The following is a 15743-nucleotide window of genomic DNA, read 5'->3' as shown; positions in this document are numbered from 1 at the left end:
GGCAATTGCCGTTTCTCCTTGAGCGCCGAAACCGTGACTGCCCCTGAGAGTGCCGAGGCCGCTGCCCTGAGCGCCATCCCGGCGGCCATCGCAGCCGACACCACCGAAGGGCGTCCGGTGCTGCGCGGCGGCAGTGCCGCCCTGGCCACCGCCACCATCGACGAGGACGGGGTCCCTTCGGGCTACACCCCCAAGGCCGACGAGGGCCGCTTTCTTGTGAAGATCCTCTGGCTGCCCGACAACGTCGCCCTGGCGGTGGATCAGATCGTCGGCGGCGGGCCCAGCCCCCTCACCGCCTACTTCTTCTGGCCCCGGGAAGACGCCTGGGAAACCCTCAAAGGTGAGCTCGAAGCCAAGAGCTGGATCACCGACAACGAGCGGGTCGAGATCCTCAACAAGGCCACCGAGGTGATCAACTACTGGCAGGAGGAAGGGCGCGGCAAGTCCCTCGATGAAGCCAAGCTCAAGTTCCCCGACGTCACCTTCTGCGGGACCGCCTGATCCCCACGGCGTTCTGATCCGCCTGCCCTGGCGAGCCCCCGGGCTCAGTTCTCTGCGGCGTCCGCTTCGAAGCGTTCCGCGGCCGCGGCCGTGTCCGGGCTGCCGAAGAGGCCAGCGGCGATCGCCGGGCTGATCGTGTGGTGGGCCAGGCCGGCGGCGGCCAGACGGGCCAGATCCTGCGGCTGGCGCAGGCTGGCCACCAGCAGCCGCGTGCCCGACCCCACCCCCTCCAGGGCGCGCTGCATGGCGATCAACTCGCCGTGTCCATCCCGGCCCAGATCGCTGATCCGCCCCAGGTAGGCGGCGATGCCATCGGCCCCGAGGGCGGCGGCCACCAGCACCTGGGCCACCTCGTAGCAGGCCGTGAAGGTGACCGGAACAGCTTCGGCGATCAGGTCCCGCGCCACCGCCGCCCCCTGGCGGGTGATCGGCACCTTCACGAACACCCGCTGGGGATCGATGGCGGCGAGGGCCCGGCCGTTGGCCAGCTGCTGCTCAGCATCGGCGCCCCAGGTCTGCAGATGGATCTCCCGGCAGCCGAGGGCCGCGGCGCGCTCGCTCAGCTGCGCCAGGTGGTCGAGGTTGCAGGGCTGGCCGGCCCGCCGCAGCAGGGTCGGGTTGGTGGTGACGCCCTGGAACAGGCCGCTGGGCAGCCAGCGCTCCCACTCCAGGGGATCGGCGCAGTCGAGCAGCAGACGCAGGGCCATGGGGTTCAAGGAGAGGGGGCGGCCGGGGTGACGGCCCACTGCCGGTCGAGGGCCTCCAGCAGGGCGGGGCAGGCCCCGAGGGCCCGCAGGGGACGGCGGGGCTCGGGATTGGGGGCAGGCACCGGCCCCCGCATCGTCCCAGGCGGCACCGCCGGGAGATCGGCGGCGATCAGGGCGGCGAGGGGATCGGCGGCGGCCGCGGCCTTCAGCGGGGCGGGATCCCGCCGGCCCTGGCTCAGGGCGACGAACAGCTCACGGCGGCGGCGCAGCTCCAGGGGAATGGCGGCCGGCTGGCCGCAGAGGCGTTCCACTTCGCTGAGGGCGGCCCGCAGCCCCGGGGAGCCGGGCGCCGCCGGCAGGGCTGTCGGGGTGCGGGGCCAGTTCCAGGCCAGCCAGCTCCCTACGGCGCCGGCCAGGGCCAGGCCGATGGCCACCGCCCGGCCGATCGCCGGGCGCCGCCGCCGGGGAAGGGGCTCCTGGGCGGGCTCCGTTGCAGGGGGCGCCGGAGGAGCCAATGAAGCCGGTGCGACGGGCGGCGGAGGCAGGGGTGGTGGCGGCCCGCCGCCGGGGCTCCAGGCACGACCAATCGCCACGGTCACGTCGTCGCCGCTGCCCTCGCGGCTGATCCGGTCCAGCGCCGCCGCCAGGGTGCCGGCCGCCTCGGGGTCCGCTTCGCCGTCGCCGCGGGCCAGCCAGGCCGCCAGGGTGAGGAAGTCGCCGTCGGTGGCACAGGACTTGCGGATGCCGTCGGTGCAGAGCACCAGGGCGAAGTCGGCGGCCCCGCCATCGAGCGGATGCAGGCCCGCCCGGCGGGCGAACAGGGAGGCGGCCCGGGGCTGGCAGAGGCTGCAGGTGGCCTCCCCGAGGGCGGTGGGCTCGTCCTCCTCCTCCAGCAGCCGGGCCTGGCCGTCCGCCTCCACCCGCACCAGATCCCAGTCGCCCAGGCCGGTGTGGCCCCACCAGCGGGGGGTCATCACCACCAGGCCCAGGGTGCTCCCATAGAGCAGGGCCTCGAAGCCGCCCCCCCCCGGATCGCTCTGCCAGTGGGCCGCCACCGCCTCCAGCCAGCCGCGCTGGATCGCCTCGGGCAGGTCCCGCTCCAACCAGCGGCTCCAGCCCTCCTCCCCCCCGTCCAGGGACCTGGCGGCCAGGCCACCCTGCACCGCGGCCAGGGCCGTTTCGCAGGCCAGGCGACTGCCCACCTCGCTGCGCCGGTAGCGGCGCCCGCCATGGCCATCGGCCACCGCCATCACCATCACCGGCTGCCCCTCCAGGCCCCGCAGCTCGCGGCAGAGCACGGCGTCCTGGCAGGGGCGGCCGGCGCGGCGGTGGGCGGCCCCGGTCCGGCTGGCACCGATCGGCGCCACCCAGCGGTTCACCACACCACGGGACCGACGTCGTCGGTGGGATCGAGCACGGTGGGGGGTAGATCCGGCAGGGGGATGTTGCCCGCCGCAGGCTCCAGGGGCGTCTCGCTCACCCGGCTGGCCGGCATCGAGGCGGCCCCCACCACCGCCGTGGAGGCCCACTGGATGTACTGGGCCAGGGAGGTGGCGTTGCTCGCCTGCAGCGGACGGCGGGGGGATCGGCCGGGCGTCGCCGGCTCGGTGCCGATGAACCGCTGCAGCACCTCCAGGTCGGCGTCATGGCCCAGGGCGATGGCCAGGCGCACCGCCTTCTGGGCCCAGGGCACCCGCCGCAGGGCCTCAAGGCCGGCGGCGAAGTCGTCGGTGGGCTGGCCATCGGAGATCAGCACCAGCACCGGCGGCAGGGCGCGCACCTCCATCGGCGGGGTCTGGAGCGCCGCCGCCACGAGCTGCAGGGCGGCCCCCATCGCCGTGATGCCGCCCGCCTGCAGATCCCGCCACTCCAGCTGCTCCACCGGCGTAGGGGTCGCGATGTGCCAGGCGGCACGGTCGGCGAAACTCACGGCCCGCACCAGCACCCGGGCCTCCGGGTTGTCCCGGGCGACCGCCGCCATGCCCGGCAGCGACTGGCGGATGGCCTGGTTGAGGGCCTGCATCTTGCCCGAGGCGGCCATGGAGCCGGAGCAGTCGCACAGGTAGAGGAAATGGAGCGGCCGGTTGGCCAGCTTGACGTCGGGAAACGGCATCTCTCAGGCGGCGGGGGCTGGCGGGATGGGGCGCTGCACGGCGATCGGACCCGCCGGGGTGAGGATTCGGGACAGTGCCGCGAGGCTACAGCTCTCGCCAGGGCCCACCGGCCAGCTGCGGCCATCGGCGGCCTCGGCGCTCCAGGCGGCGGACGAGAGATTGCACAGTCCCAGGCGTCGGGGCTCCTGGGGATGGGCCACCACCCGGGCGAACGGCCTGCGCAGATCCTCCCCGACCAGGGCATCGAAGTGGTGGGGGTAGATCTCGTTGTCCGGGGCGGCCAGCACCGAGCCCCGGGGCAGGGACAGGGTGATCGGCTGCGGCAGGGGGCTGCCGCAGCTCCAGCACAGCGCCGGCGCGCCTGCGGCCTGGAAGTTCTCCTGGCCGCAGGCGGGGCAGAGGGTGCGTTGATCAAGGGTGCGGGCCAGCTCCTGCTTCCACTGGCCGGTGAGGGTCCGGCGGGAGGGCTGCGTCATGCCGCGGCAGAAGGTCTGCTCGAACAGGGCCTTTAGGCGGCGGGGGTAGATGGGCCAGGTGATCAGGGCTGCGGCGTGCTCGATCGGGTCGGGCCGGTTGCGGACGTCCACCGGATCGAAGATGAACACCGGGTCCTCGCCGTAGAGGCGACGGCGGGCCGGCTCGTCGAGGCAGCGGATCGCCAGCTCCATCTGGCCCTTGAGGGGGTCGTGGCGGGTGAGCAGCCGGAACAGCAGTACCGCCAGGGAGAAGAGGTCGCTGTCGGCCCCGGGCCGGGCCTGCCCCAGCAGAACTTCCGGGGCCATGAAACCCGGGGTGCCCAGCACCGCGCCCTGGTCGGCCCCGTCCACGGCGACGTTGTCGTTGTCGCAGATGAGGATGCCGCCGCCGCCGGGCTCCAGGAAGAGGTTGCCCAGGGAGACGTCCTTGTAGCAGAGGCCCGCCAGGTGCAGGGCGTGGAAGGCGTCGGCCAGACCGAAGCAGGCCCGCAGCACCTGGCGCAGGCCGATCGCCAGCCGGCCGGCGGCATGCTCGCTGGCGCCCACATAGGCGGCGGGCCGCAGGGGCATCAGGTAGCCGAAGCTCTCCTCGCGGATGCGGATCAGGGACCGACTGGCGGGGCTGGCCCGCAGCAGGGCGATCGGCCAGAGAAAGGCGTCGTTGGGCGCGGCCGAGCGGATGCTGGCCGCCAGGCGCCGCTCCAGGCCGGCGTCGCGGGCGATGCAGGCCGGTAGATACCACTTCAGGGCCAGCCGCTCGCCCTCCAGCTCAACCTCGTACACCTGGCCCTGGGTGCCGCCCCCGAGGCCGCGGACGATCCGCAGCGGGGCCGCCAGCCCCTCAAAGCCGAGGCTGGCCCCCTCCGGCAGGATCCAGTTCATGGCCGCCTCCCGGCCTGCGCCGCCGCCGCCATCGCTCGGCGGATGCCGTTGCGGTGGGCCAGGGCCGTCGCCAGGCTGTCGAAGCGGTGCCGGTAGGCCAGGCCGTCCTGGAGCGTCACCTCCAGCAGATGCTCCCAGCGGGAGCCCAGCAGGATCCAGCCCGCCAGCGCCCCCGCCTGCAGCGGCCAGAACAGCCAGGGGAAGGGGAGCAGCAGCAGCCCGCCCAGGCAGAGCAGCAGGCACCAGCTGAAGGCCTGGGGATGGCGCCGGCGGCTGCGCACGTAGGCCGAGCGGATCCGATCAAGGGGCAGGGAGCGGCCGGCGAAATCCAGCTGGCCGGCCACCGCCGTCGGCACCGGCACCGGCGCCGATCGCCCGCGGGTGGCTTTGGCAGAGGACGCCGGCGGGGCGCTGGCGGGCGGGCTGCCGCCGGCGCGGAACTGGAGCACCGGCCCGTTCAGGCCCAGGCGGATCTCGTCGCCGTCGGAGAGGGGGCGGCAGTCCTTGAGTCGGGCCCCCTCGAGATAGGTGCCGTTGGCGCTGCCGGTGTCGCAGAGCAGCCACTGGCCCGGCCGGGTGCGCGACACCCGCACCAGGGCATGGTGGCGGGAGACGCCCCGGGCCTCGGCCAGGCAGAGGCCGCTGGCCGAATCCCGGCCGATGGAGAGGGGCGTGCGGGGATCGAGCGGCACGCTCCGGCCGGGATCGTCGCGCAGCAACAGGCGGGGCAGGGCGCTCATGGCGGATCGTCCACCGCTCCGCCGCGGCGGCCGAGACGGCGATCGGCCAGGAACCGGCCCCACCAGCCCACCGGTTCCCCCTCCCGCCAGGGGACGACCCGCCCGGGGAAGAGCAGCGCCCAGCTGGCCAGCAGCAGCGCCACCAGCAGCAGGAGCAGCAGCACCCAGCCGGGGATCGCCCCCACCCAGGTGGCGGCAAAGGTGGCCCGAACCGCGTACACCCCGATGGTCAGGGCGGTCCAGATGCGGAAGGGTGCCCATGGATCCCGGCGTTGCTCCACCTGGCCGGCCGCTCCGATCGCTGCGGGTAGCGTATGGGAGCAAGGCGGACGGGCCGGGGATGGTGGGGACGACGGAGCAGGCGTCGCCTGGCGACATCACCCCCCCTGGCAGCCCCCCTGGCACCGAAACGCCCACCGCACCCGAACCCGCCGCGGGTTGGCGGAGCGTCTGGCAGGCCCTTCGCAGCCCGGCTGCAGATGGGGGCCGTCGCCGGGCCGTGACCACGGCCCTGGTGGGGCTAAGGCACCACGACGCCTGGCTGGAACTCTGGATCGGCGGCCAGTGCCGCCGGCGGCTGGCGCTGGAGGGGGGCCGCTATCGCGTCGGCCGGGATCCCCTCTGCGAGCTGCAGGCCGACGCCACCGGCGTCAGCCGGGTGCACGGCATCGTCGAGCAGGAGAGGCCCGGTGACCGGGACTACGTGGGCGAGGACTTCGGCTCCGCCAACGGCCTGTTCCACCGGGATCGCCGCATCCGCGCCATCCGCCTGCGGGACGGGGACCGGCTCCAGCTCGGCTCCCCGCTCAAGGGGGAGGCGCCCACCCTGGTGTACCGCCATCCCCGCAGCCCCCTGGGGCAGCTGGTGCACTGGGGGGCCATCGGCGCCCTCCTCGGTTCGGGCGTGGCCCTGGGGGGCCTGCTGCTGGCCACCACGGTTGCCGGCGGCTCCTCGATCCGCTCGGTGAGCGGTCCGGTGAAGGTGTTCTCCACCGACGGCCGCCAGATCGATGCGGCCGAGGGCTCCTCCACGGCCCTGCCGACCCTGGCCGACTACCCCCTGCACCTGCGCCAGGCCCTGATCGCCTCGGAGGATTCGCGCTTCGGCTGGAACAGCGGCATCGACCTGTTCGGCACCCTGCGCTCCCTGGTGCAGGGCACCGGCGGCGGCAGCGGCCTGGCCCAGCAGGTGGCCCGCATGGTCTATCCGGCCGTGGGCACCGACGTGTCGGTGGCCCGCAAGCTGCGGGAGCTGTGGGTGGCCTGGCAGCTGGAGGCGGGCTTCAGCAAGAACCGCATCCTCAAGATGTACCTCGACCGGGCCTACCTGGGCCTGGGGGCGGAGGGCTTCGAGCAGGCGGCCCAGCTCTACTTCCGCAAGTCGGCCAGTGCCCTGGACGTGGCGGAATCGGCGTTCCTGGTGGGCCTGCTGCCGAGCCCCAACAGCTACAGCCCCTGCAACCGGGGAAACCCCACCTGGGGCAGGGAGCGCCGCGACCTGGTGCTGGGGCGGATGCACGCCGAGGGGTATCTCTCCGACCAGGCCCTGATCGACGCCCGCCGCCGGCCGCTGAACATCGACCCCTCCGCCTGCCGCGAATCAACCTATTCCAGCTACCCCTTCTTCAGCGACTACGTGATCGGCGAGCTGGAGGGACGCCGCTTCGCCCTCGACCTCAGCAGTCCGGAGGCCCGGGGCAACTACGCGGTGATCAGCAGCATCGATCCGCGCCTGCAGGCCATCGCCCAGAAAGAGCTGAAGGGGTTCCTCGAGGGGCCGGGGGGCCGGGCCGGGCTCACCCAGGGCGCCCTGATCTCGATCGACTACGCCACCGGCGCGATCCTGGCCTACGTCGGCGGCGGCGACTACAGCCGTTCGAGCTTCGATCGGGTGCAGGCCCTGCGTCAGCCCGGATCCACCTTCAAGCTGTTCGCCTTCCTGGCGGCCCTGGAGGCGGGGGCGAAACCCGGCGATGCCGTCTCCTGCGCCCCCCTGGCCTACGTGGCCGGCTGCCGGGGCGGCGGTGGCAGCACCAGCGTGGCGGCGGGCTTCGCCAGCTCCGAGAACGTGGTGGCCCTGCGGCTGGCCCAGCAAGCCGGCCTGAACAAGGTGGTGGCCAAGGCCCGCCAGCTGGGCATCAGCACGCCGATGGAGGAGAGCTTCTCGATGGTGCTGGGCGGCAAGGAGACCTTCCTCTACGAACTGGCCCGGGCCTATGCCGTGGTGGCCAACGGCGGCCGCTCGGTGCCCCTGCATGGCGTGACGCGCATCTACGACCTGGGCATCTGCGGCTCGGTGCGCTCCCTGGCCACCTGTCCGGCCACCGGCGTCACCACACCGATCGGCGAGAAGCCCCAGCAGCTGATCGACCCGGCGGTGGCCGCCGAGATGGATGCCCTGCTGCAGGGGGTGGTGAGCGGCGGCACCGGCCGCACCGCCGGGGTGGTGGCCGATGCCCGCGGCAAGACCGGCACCACCGACAACGGCGTCGATGTGCTGTTCGTGGGCTACTCCCCCTCCAGCCGCATCCTCACCGGCATCTGGATGGGCAACGATGACAACCGCCCCGCCGAGGCCGCCTCCGGCGCCCTCGTGGCCGAGCTCTGGGGACGGTACATGCGGGCCCTGGCGGGCTGAAGCGGCCAGGCGAGCCCCTCAGCCCAGCCAGCCCAGGCCCCTGCCCAGCTCCTGAGCCCGGGTCACCAGGGCCCAGGCGATGCCGGCCAGGGTCCCCCAGCACCAGGGGCTGCTCAGGAGCCGGGCGAGGGGGGTGCTGGTGTCCTGGGGATCGCGGCGGGGCAGCTGCCAGCCCAGCTGCAGCGCCCCGTACACCACCAGCAGCACCCAGGCCGGAAAGTCGACCTCACCGACCACGAAGGGATGCACCTTCCAGTGCAGCAGGCTGAGGCTGCAGGCCAGGGCGATGAGGGCGGCGATGGGCCCGGACGCGCCGTCCCATTGCCGCAGCACCCGGGCCCGGCGGGCCACCAGCACCGCCGGCGCCGTGGTGGCCAGGGCGACGAGCGCGTAGCGCAGCAGCAGGGAGGAGAGCGGCAGCGGCGTGCCGCCCAGCACGATCACCAGGATCCCCAGGTTGAGCAGGGCCTCGCCGTTGGCGGCATGGATCCAGGGGGCCGTGATCCAGCACCAGGCGCGGTGGGGGTCACCGCTGGCCTCGAGGCTCAGGGGCCAGCGGCGGCGCAGGTCCTTGAGGGGGCCCAGGGCCAGGGCCTGAATCAGGGCCAGGGCCACCACCAGCACCGGGCCGCTGCCCCAGCCCCAGGGATCGAAGAACCACTGGTCCAGCTCGCCGCCGGCCCAGAACAGCACCGGGGCCGAGGCGGCGGCCAGGGCCAGCCCGGGGCCGAGGGGGCGCAGGGCCTCCAGCCGGCCCAGGGGAAGGGCGGCGGCCGGGGAACCGGTGCCAGCCGCGGCGGAGCCGGGCCTGGAGGTGGCCACGCCGGAGCAGGCCTCAAGCAGGTCGAGCAGTTCGGCCAGCACGGCCGGGGCGTAGATCCCGGCCAGATGGCTGCTGAGGGCGGCGACGGCACTGCGCTGGGGACCCCCCTGGAGCTGCAGCACCCTCTGCAGCAGGGGCTGGGTGGCCAGGTCCCGCACGGGACCGCGCAAGGTATCCTCCGCCCCGAGGGCGTCGATCAGGCGGTTGGCGAGGGCCTGGGGGTTGTCCAGGCTGACGGCACCGGTGGCGATCCACTCCCGCAGCTGCAGACCCAGCTCCCGACCCTTGCCCATGGCCGCGGCATCCCGCTCCGCAGGGGCGCGATCAGGCGCCCTTGCTGGCCTGGAGACGGGCGCGGGCGCGGGCCAGAGCCTGCTGGGCCTTCACCTTCTCGGGGCTGGGGTCGGAGCCTTCCAGCGCCGCCGCGGCCTGCTGGGCCGCTTCGAAATCGCTCTGAGCGGCGGCGGCATTGATGCTGCTGCCCAGTTCGGCGCCGTTGACGAGCACGGTGACCTCATTGGCGACCACCTCGGCGAAGCCCCCCATCAGGGCGATCGACTGCCAGTTAGCGCCTTCCCGCACCCGCAGCACGCCGCTCTCGAGGGCGGTGAGCATGGAGACGTGGCCGGTGAGGATGCCGAGCTGGCCGGTGGTGCCGGGCAGGATGACTTCGTCGGCGGTGCCGTCGAAGACGCTCTGATCGGGGGCGAGGACGCGCAGGGTGAGGGTCATGGGGTTTCCCGGATCAGGACTTGGCGTCGGCGAGGATCTTGGCGGCCTTGGCCTTCACCTGATCGATGTTGCCCACCAGGTAGAAGGCGGCTTCGGGCAGGTCGTCGAGTTCACCGGCGAGGATCATGTTGAAGCCCTTGATGGTGTCTTCGAGCTTCACGTACTCACCGGACTGGCCGGTGAAGATCTCGGCGACGAAGAACGGCTGGGAGAGGAACTTCTCGATCTTGCGGGCCCGGTCCACCGTGCGGCGGTCGTCTTCGGAGAGTTCGTCCAGACCCAGGATCGCGATGATGTCCTGCAGTTCCTTGTAGCGCTGCAGGGTGGACTGGACGGCTCGGGCGGTGCGGTAGTGCTCGTCGCCGACGACGGCGGGCTGGAGCATGGTGCTGGTGGAATCGAGGGGATCCACCGCCGGGTAGATGCCCTTGGAGGCCAGACCGCGGCTCAGCACGGTGGTGGCGTCAAGGTGGGCGAAGGTGGTGGCGGGGGCCGGATCGGTGAGGTCGTCGGCAGGGACGTAGACGGCCTGGATCGAGGTGATCGAACCCTCCAGGGTGGAGGTGATGCGCTCCTGCAGCTCACCCACGTCGGTGCCGAGGGTGGGCTGGTAGCCCACGGCCGAAGGCATGCGGCCCAGCAGGGCGCTCACTTCCGAGCCGGCCTGAACGAAGCGGAAGATGTTGTCGATGAACAGCAGCACGTCCTGCTTGTTCACGTCACGGAAGTGCTCGGCCATGGTGAGCGCCGACAGGCCCACGCGCATGCGGGCGCCGGGGGGCTCGTTCATCTGGCCGTAGCAGAGGGCCACCTTCGACTTGGAGAGGTCGTCGGCGTTGATCACGCCGGACTCCTTGAATTCCTCGTACAGGTCGTTGCCCTCACGGGTGCGCTCGCCCACGCCGCCGAACACCGAGACGCCGCCGTGCTCCTTGGCGATGTTGTTGATCAGCTCCTGGATCAGAACGGTCTTGCCGACACCGGCGCCACCGAACAGGCCCACCTTGCCGCCCTGGCGGTAGGGGGCCAGCAGGTCGATCACCTTGATACCGGTCTCGAAGACGCGGGGCTTGGTCTCCAGCTCGGTGAGCTTGGGGGCCTGGCGGTGGATCGGGGCCGTCATGGTGCTGCTGACGGGGCCCTGCTCGTCGACGGGCTCACCCAGCACGTTGAAGATGCGGCCCAGGGTGGCCTCACCCACGGGGACGGAGATGGGGGCGCCGGTGTCGAGGGCGCTCATGCCGCGCACCAGGCCGTCAGTGCTGCTCATGGCCACGGCGCGGACCCGGTGGTCGCCCAGCAGCTGCTGCACCTCGGCGGTAAGGGCGACCTGCTGGCCGGCGGAGTTGGTGCCCTCAATGCGAAGGGCGTTGAAGATCTTGGGCAGCTTGCCCGCAGGAAATTCCACGTCGAGCACGGGGCCGATCACCTGGCGCACGGTGCCTTTGGTACCAGGGACGGCGGGAGCGGCAGCAGCCATAGGTAAGGAAGGAAGGGGGGGTGCCAGCGGGATCCTGCACCCGTCTGAAGCGGCGCAACCTTACCACCGAGGGGGCCTGACAGCCTGCGGTTCGGTCACCCGCACAGCCCGGGGATGGCGGCACAGCGGAGGCGCCACCTAGGTTGGCAGTCGAAGGGCGCGAGTGCCAACTCGCCCCATCCCAGCGACGCGCCGGCCCCGGCCGTCATCCGTCGCTGCCTTCGCGTCCATCCATCGCGTCAATTCATGGCTGCCGTTTCTCTCAGCGTCTCCACGGTCAAACCCCTCGGAGATCGCGTCTTCATCAAGGTGTCCGAATCGGAGGAGAAAACCGCCGGTGGCATCCTCCTGCCCGACACCGCCAAGGAAAAGCCCCAGGTGGGCGAAGTGGTCCAGATCGGTCCCGGCAAGCGCAACGACGACGGCTCCCGTCAGGCCCCTGAAGTGGGCGTCGGCGACAAGGTGCTTTACAGCAAGTACGCCGGCACCGACATCAAGCTCGGCACCGACGAGTACGTGCTCCTGTCCGAAAAGGACATCCTGGCCGTCGTCAACTGATCTGACGGCGTTTCCGTCGGCATCACCTTCCACCAAGCAATCTTTTTTCTTCCATGGCCAAACGCATCATCTATAACGAGCAAGCCCGCCGGGCGCTCGAACGGGGCATCGACATCCTTGCCGAAGCCGTTGCCGTCACCCTGGGTCCCAAGGGCCGCAACGTGGTGCTGGAGAAGAAATTCGGCGCTCCCCAGATCATCAACGACGGCGTCACGATCGCCAAGGAGATCGAACTGGAGGATCACATCGAGAACACCGGTGTGGCCCTGATCCGTCAGGCCGCCTCCAAGACCAACGACGCCGCCGGTGACGGCACCACGACCGCCACCGTCCTGGCCCACGCCATGGTCAAGGCGGGTCTGCGCAACGTGGCCGCCGGCGCCAACGCCATCACCCTGAAGAAGGGCATCGACAAGGCCACCGAATTCCTCGTCGGCAAGATCGAGGAGCACGCCAAGCCGATCTCCGACTCCAACGCCATCGCCCAGGTGGGCACCATCTCCGCCGGCAACGACGAAGAAGTGGGCCGCATGATCGCGGATGCCATGGACAAGGTGGGCAAGGAGGGCGTCATCTCCCTCGAGGAAGGCAAGTCGATGACCACCGAACTGGAGGTCACCGAAGGCATGCGCTTCGACAAGGGCTACATCTCGCCCTACTTCGCCACCGACACCGAGCGGATGGAAGCGGTGCTCGACGAGCCCTACATCCTGCTCACCGACAAGAAGATCGGCCTGGTGCAGGATCTGGTGCCCGTGCTCGAGCAGATCGCCCGCACCGGCAAGCCCCTGCTGATCATCGCCGAGGACATCGAGAAGGAAGCCCTCGCCACCCTGGTGGTGAACCGTCTGCGCGGCGTCCTGAACGTCGCCGCCGTCAAGGCTCCCGGCTTCGGTGACCGCCGCAAGGCCATGCTCGAGGACATCGCCGTTCTCACCAACGGTCAGCTGATCACCGAGGACGCCGGCCTCAAGCTGGAGAACACCAAGCTGGAGATGCTGGGCACCGCCCGCCGCATCACCATCAACAAGGACACCACCACCATCGTCGCCGAAGGCAACGAGGCGGCGGTGAAGGCCCGCTGCGAGCAGATCCGCAAGCAGATGGACGAAACCGACTCCTCCTACGACAAGGAGAAGCTGCAGGAGCGTCTGGCCAAGCTGAGCGGCGGTGTGGCCGTGGTCAAGGTGGGTGCCGCCACCGAGACCGAGATGAAGGACAAGAAGCTGCGCCTGGAAGATGCCATCAACGCCACCAAGGCGGCCGTTGAGGAAGGCATCGTCCCCGGCGGTGGCACCACCCTGGCCCACCTGGCCCCGGCCCTTGAGGAGTGGGCGGCTGCGAACCTCTCCGGCGAGGAGCTGATCGGCGCCACCATCGTGGCCTCGTCCCTCACCGCCCCGCTCAAGCGGATCGCTGAGAACGCCGGCGTCAACGGCGCCGTCGTCGCTGAGCACGTGCGCAACAAGCCCTTCAACGAGGGCTACAACGCCGCCACCGGTGAGTACGTCGACATGCTGGCCGCCGGCATCGTGGATCCCGCCAAGGTGACCCGCTCCGGCCTGCAGAACGCCGCCTCGATCGCCGGCATGGTGCTCACCACCGAGTGCATCGTGGCCGACCTGCCCGAGAAGAAGGAAGCAGCTCCCGCCGGTGGCGGTGGCGGCATGGGCGGCGACTTCGACTACTGATCGCCCTGCGGTCAGCGTCAGATCTCCAGTCCTTCGCCTTCCGTTCCAAGCGCCCCTGCGGGGGCGCTTTTTTCTGCGTTCGTGTCCATCGCAGAGATGATCAAAGACCCGAGAGCCGGAGATTCGCCGTGAAGCTGCTGCATTGATGGCGCAGGATCGCATCACCCAGAACGGGCGGAGAGTACCACTTCCGCTCCAGCAAAAGGCCGGGAAATGGAGGCAAGAAATGTGTTGTGGAAACGTGATTCTGTTCCGGCTGCCTACGTTTGAGGGGAATACTCGGAACGGACCGGCACCCACGGCCGGGCCATCGCCATCGTGCTGCCGCTGTGATGAACGCCCTCCTCCTCTATCCCCACTTCCCGAAAACGTTCTGGTCGTTCGACCGGTTCCTGGAGATGGCCGGCGTGAAGGCGTTCATCCCGCCGCTGGGGATCCTCACGGTGGCCTCCCTGCTGCCACCGCAATGGCATCTGCGCTTCCACGACAGGAACGTCGCCGAGGAGCCGGAGGACGACTGGCTGTGGTGCGACCTCGTGATCGTCTCGGCGATGATGGTGCAGCGCGAAGACTTTCACCATCTGATCCGCAAGGCGGTGAGGATGGGCAAGAAGGTGGCGGTGGGCGGCCCCTATCCCACCTCGCTGCCGGAGCATGCGCTGCAATCCGGCGCCCACTACCTGGTCCTGGATGAGGGCGAGATCACCGTTCCCGCCTTCCTGGCGGCCCTCGAGCGCGGCGAGCCTGCCGGTCAGTTCCGTGCCCTGGAGAAGCCGGATGTCAGCCTCAGCCCCAGGCCCCGCTACGACCTGCTGCAACGCGATGCCTACCTGATGATGGCGGTGCAGTTCTCCCGCGGCTGTCCGTTCAACTGCGAGTTCTGCGACATCGTCAGCCTGTACGGCCGAAAGCCGCGGACCAAGGACAACCACCAGATCCTGGCGGAACTGCAGACCCTCTACAACCTGGGCTGGCGGGGATCCATCTTCATGGTGGATGACAACTTCATCGGCAATCAGCACAACGTCAAGCGTCTGCTGAACGATCTGATTCCCTGGATGCAGGACCATCGCTACCCCTTCAACTTCCTGACCGAAGCCTCCGTGAATCTGGCCGAACAGCCTGAGCTCCTGGAGCTGATGGCCCGGGCCGGCTTCTTCGGGGTCTTCCTGGGCATCGAGACCCCCGACCAGGAAAGTCTCGAGGTCACCCGCAAGCAGCAGAACACCCGCCATCCCCTGGCGGAAGCCTGCCGCAAGATCAATGCGGCGGGGCTGGTCATCTACGCCGGCTTCATCCTCGGCTTCGACGGAGAACGATCAGGAGCAGGAGAGCGTATCGAAGCCTTCGTCGCTGAGACGGCCATTCCCCAGCCGATGCTGGGCATCCTCCAGGCCCCTCCCAACACGGCCCTGTGGACCCGGCTGGAGCAGGAGGGGCGACTGTTGCCGGATGCCGATAGCTGCTGCGGCGACCAGAACACCCTGATGAACTTCGTACCCTCCCGTCCGCCCCGGGACATCGGCCACGAGTATGTGCAGGCCCTCTGGCGGATGTATGAGCCCGCCACCTATCTGGAGCGCTGCCTGCGCCACTGCCTCGCCATCACCCCCAATCCCCACTGCTCCCAGCAGATGCACGTGCCACCGGCCCGGGCCGTGCGGCTGCTGGCCCTGCTGGTCTGGCACCAGGGGCTGCGCCGCCCTGAACTCCGCGGCCAGTTCTGGCGGCAGCTGTGGCAGATGGCACGGCAACAACCCCGACTGCTGGCCGTCTACCTCGGCCTCTGCGCCACCGGCGAACACTTCTTCGAATACCGCCAGCTGGCGCGCGAGCGCATCGGCCAGCAACTGGGGCACGATCCGCTCAGAGCGCCGCCACCACCGCCGCAGGCTGCTCAGACCCCCGTCACGAAGGCCAGGGCCACCCCGTTGTTGCAGTAGCGCTTGCCGGTGGGCCTGGGTCCGTCGTCGAAGACATGGCCCTGGTGGCCGCCGCAGCGGCGGCAGTGGTATTCGGTGCGCGGCAGGATCAGCTTGAAGTCGGTTTTCGTGGCCACCGCGTTGGGCAGGGGTTGCCAGAAGCTGGGCCAGCCGGTGCCTGAGTCGAACTTGGCCTTGGAGGAGAACAGGGGCAGGCGGCAGCCGGCGCAGACGTAGGTGCCGCTGCGCTTCTCCTTGTTGAGCGGGCTGCTGAAGGGACGCTCGGTGCCCTCGTCCCGCAGCACGGCATAGGCCGCCGGTGTGAGGCGCTTCCTCCATTCCGCCGGACTCAGCTGCCAGGCCGGATCGGTGGCCTTGGCGGCCGCCAGGGCTTTGGAGGCCGTCAGGAAGGGCAGCAGCCCCGCCAGGGGTGCCCCCAGCCGGGCCAGAAGGCCGGAGAGAAAGTTGCGGCGGTCCAT

The 15743-nt window shown here is 70.7% G+C and carries 15 protein-coding genes; 5 read left to right on the top strand and 10 right to left on the bottom strand.

The window, feature by feature from the left end; genetic code table 11:
* Positions 1-18: 18 nt before the first annotated feature.
* Positions 19-501: a 30S ribosomal protein PSRP-3 gene (locus CYAGR_RS14930; RefSeq protein WP_015110678.1), complete on the top strand. Its 483-nt coding sequence runs from the start codon at positions 19-21 to the stop codon at positions 499-501.
* A gap of 44 nt (positions 502-545) precedes the next feature.
* On the opposite strand, the gene CYAGR_RS14925 is transcribed toward CYAGR_RS14930, so the two are convergent.
* Genes CYAGR_RS14925 through CYAGR_RS14900 form a run of 6 tightly spaced genes read right to left on the bottom strand, consistent with a single transcriptional unit; the run spans position 546 to position 5701 of the window.
* Positions 546-1208 carry a transaldolase family protein gene (locus CYAGR_RS14925; RefSeq protein ID WP_015110677.1) on the bottom strand — a complete coding sequence of 221 codons (663 nt, stop codon included), beginning with the start codon at positions 1206-1208 and terminating at the stop codon, positions 546-548.
* Between the two features lie 5 nt (positions 1209-1213).
* Positions 1214-2590, bottom strand: a complete 1377-nt coding sequence (locus CYAGR_RS14920) for a protein phosphatase 2C domain-containing protein (protein WP_043325967.1) — start codon at positions 2588-2590, stop codon at positions 1214-1216.
* Positions 2584-3321 carry a vWA domain-containing protein gene (locus tag CYAGR_RS14915; protein WP_015110675.1) on the bottom strand — a complete coding sequence of 246 codons (738 nt, stop codon included), beginning with the start codon at positions 3319-3321 and terminating at the stop codon, positions 2584-2586. Before CYAGR_RS14915 ends, CYAGR_RS14920 begins: the two co-directional genes overlap by 7 nt.
* Before the next feature lie 3 nt (positions 3322-3324).
* Positions 3325-4680: a protein kinase domain-containing protein gene (locus CYAGR_RS14910; protein ID WP_015110674.1), complete on the bottom strand. Its 1356-nt coding sequence runs from the start codon at positions 4678-4680 to the stop codon at positions 3325-3327.
* Positions 4677-5420 (bottom strand): FHA domain-containing protein, encoded by a 744-nt coding sequence (locus CYAGR_RS14905; RefSeq protein ID WP_015110673.1) that lies wholly within the window; start codon positions 5418-5420, stop codon positions 4677-4679. The genes CYAGR_RS14910 and CYAGR_RS14905 overlap by 4 nt, the downstream gene beginning before the upstream one ends.
* A complete protein-coding gene (locus CYAGR_RS14900; protein WP_015110672.1) occupies positions 5417-5701 on the bottom strand; it encodes a hypothetical protein in 285 nt (94 codons plus the stop codon). The genes CYAGR_RS14905 and CYAGR_RS14900 overlap by 4 nt, the downstream gene beginning before the upstream one ends.
* A 59-nt stretch (positions 5702-5760) precedes the next feature.
* Between CYAGR_RS14900 and CYAGR_RS14895 the strand changes: the two genes are divergently transcribed.
* On the top strand, positions 5761-8058 hold the full coding sequence (locus tag CYAGR_RS14895) for a transglycosylase domain-containing protein (protein ID WP_015110671.1): 2298 nt from the start codon (positions 5761-5763) through the stop codon (positions 8056-8058).
* A gap of 18 nt (positions 8059-8076) precedes the next feature.
* Here the strand turns inward: CYAGR_RS14895 and CYAGR_RS14890 are convergent, their stop codons facing one another.
* From CYAGR_RS14890 to atpD, 3 genes are read right to left on the bottom strand one after another with little or no spacing between them, the layout of a single operon-like run.
* The gene (locus CYAGR_RS14890; RefSeq protein WP_015110670.1) at positions 8077-9174 is read right to left on the bottom strand and encodes a rhomboid family intramembrane serine protease; all 1098 of its coding nucleotides are present in this window, start codon (positions 9172-9174) and stop codon (positions 8077-8079) included.
* Positions 9175-9205: 31 nt separating this feature from the next.
* Positions 9206-9613, bottom strand: coding sequence for an ATP synthase F1 subunit epsilon (gene atpC, locus CYAGR_RS14885; RefSeq protein WP_015110669.1), 408 nt, complete (start codon positions 9611-9613; stop codon positions 9206-9208).
* A 13-nt stretch (positions 9614-9626) separates the two neighbouring features.
* Positions 9627-11093 carry a F0F1 ATP synthase subunit beta gene (gene atpD, locus CYAGR_RS14880; RefSeq protein WP_015110668.1) on the bottom strand — a complete coding sequence of 489 codons (1467 nt, stop codon included), beginning with the start codon at positions 11091-11093 and terminating at the stop codon, positions 9627-9629.
* Between the two features lie 246 nt (positions 11094-11339).
* Between atpD and groES the strand changes: the two genes are divergently transcribed.
* From groES to CYAGR_RS14865, 3 genes are all read left to right on the top strand, one after another.
* Entirely contained in the window at positions 11340-11651 is a 312-nt protein-coding gene (groES, locus tag CYAGR_RS14875; protein ID WP_015110667.1) for a co-chaperone GroES, read from the top strand.
* A gap of 53 nt (positions 11652-11704) precedes the next feature.
* Positions 11705-13342, top strand: a complete 1638-nt coding sequence (groL, locus tag CYAGR_RS14870; protein WP_015110666.1) for a chaperonin GroEL — start codon at positions 11705-11707, stop codon at positions 13340-13342.
* A gap of 332 nt (positions 13343-13674) precedes the next feature.
* On the top strand, positions 13675-15285 hold the full coding sequence (locus CYAGR_RS14865) for a B12-binding domain-containing radical SAM protein (protein ID WP_015110665.1): 1611 nt from the start codon (positions 13675-13677) through the stop codon (positions 15283-15285).
* Here CYAGR_RS14865 and msrB read toward each other — a convergent pair.
* Positions 15240-15743: a peptide-methionine (R)-S-oxide reductase MsrB gene (gene msrB / locus CYAGR_RS14860; protein ID WP_015110664.1), complete on the bottom strand. Its 504-nt coding sequence runs from the start codon at positions 15741-15743 to the stop codon at positions 15240-15242. The two genes, CYAGR_RS14865 and msrB, sit on opposite strands and share 46 nt — an antisense overlap.

Source organism: Cyanobium gracile PCC 6307 (genome assembly GCF_000316515.1).
Taxonomy (GTDB): domain Bacteria; phylum Cyanobacteriota; class Cyanobacteriia; order PCC-6307; family Cyanobiaceae; genus Cyanobium; species Cyanobium gracile.
The sequence above is the reverse complement of the archived record's forward strand: the minus strand, read 5'-3'. Positions and strand labels throughout refer to the sequence as shown.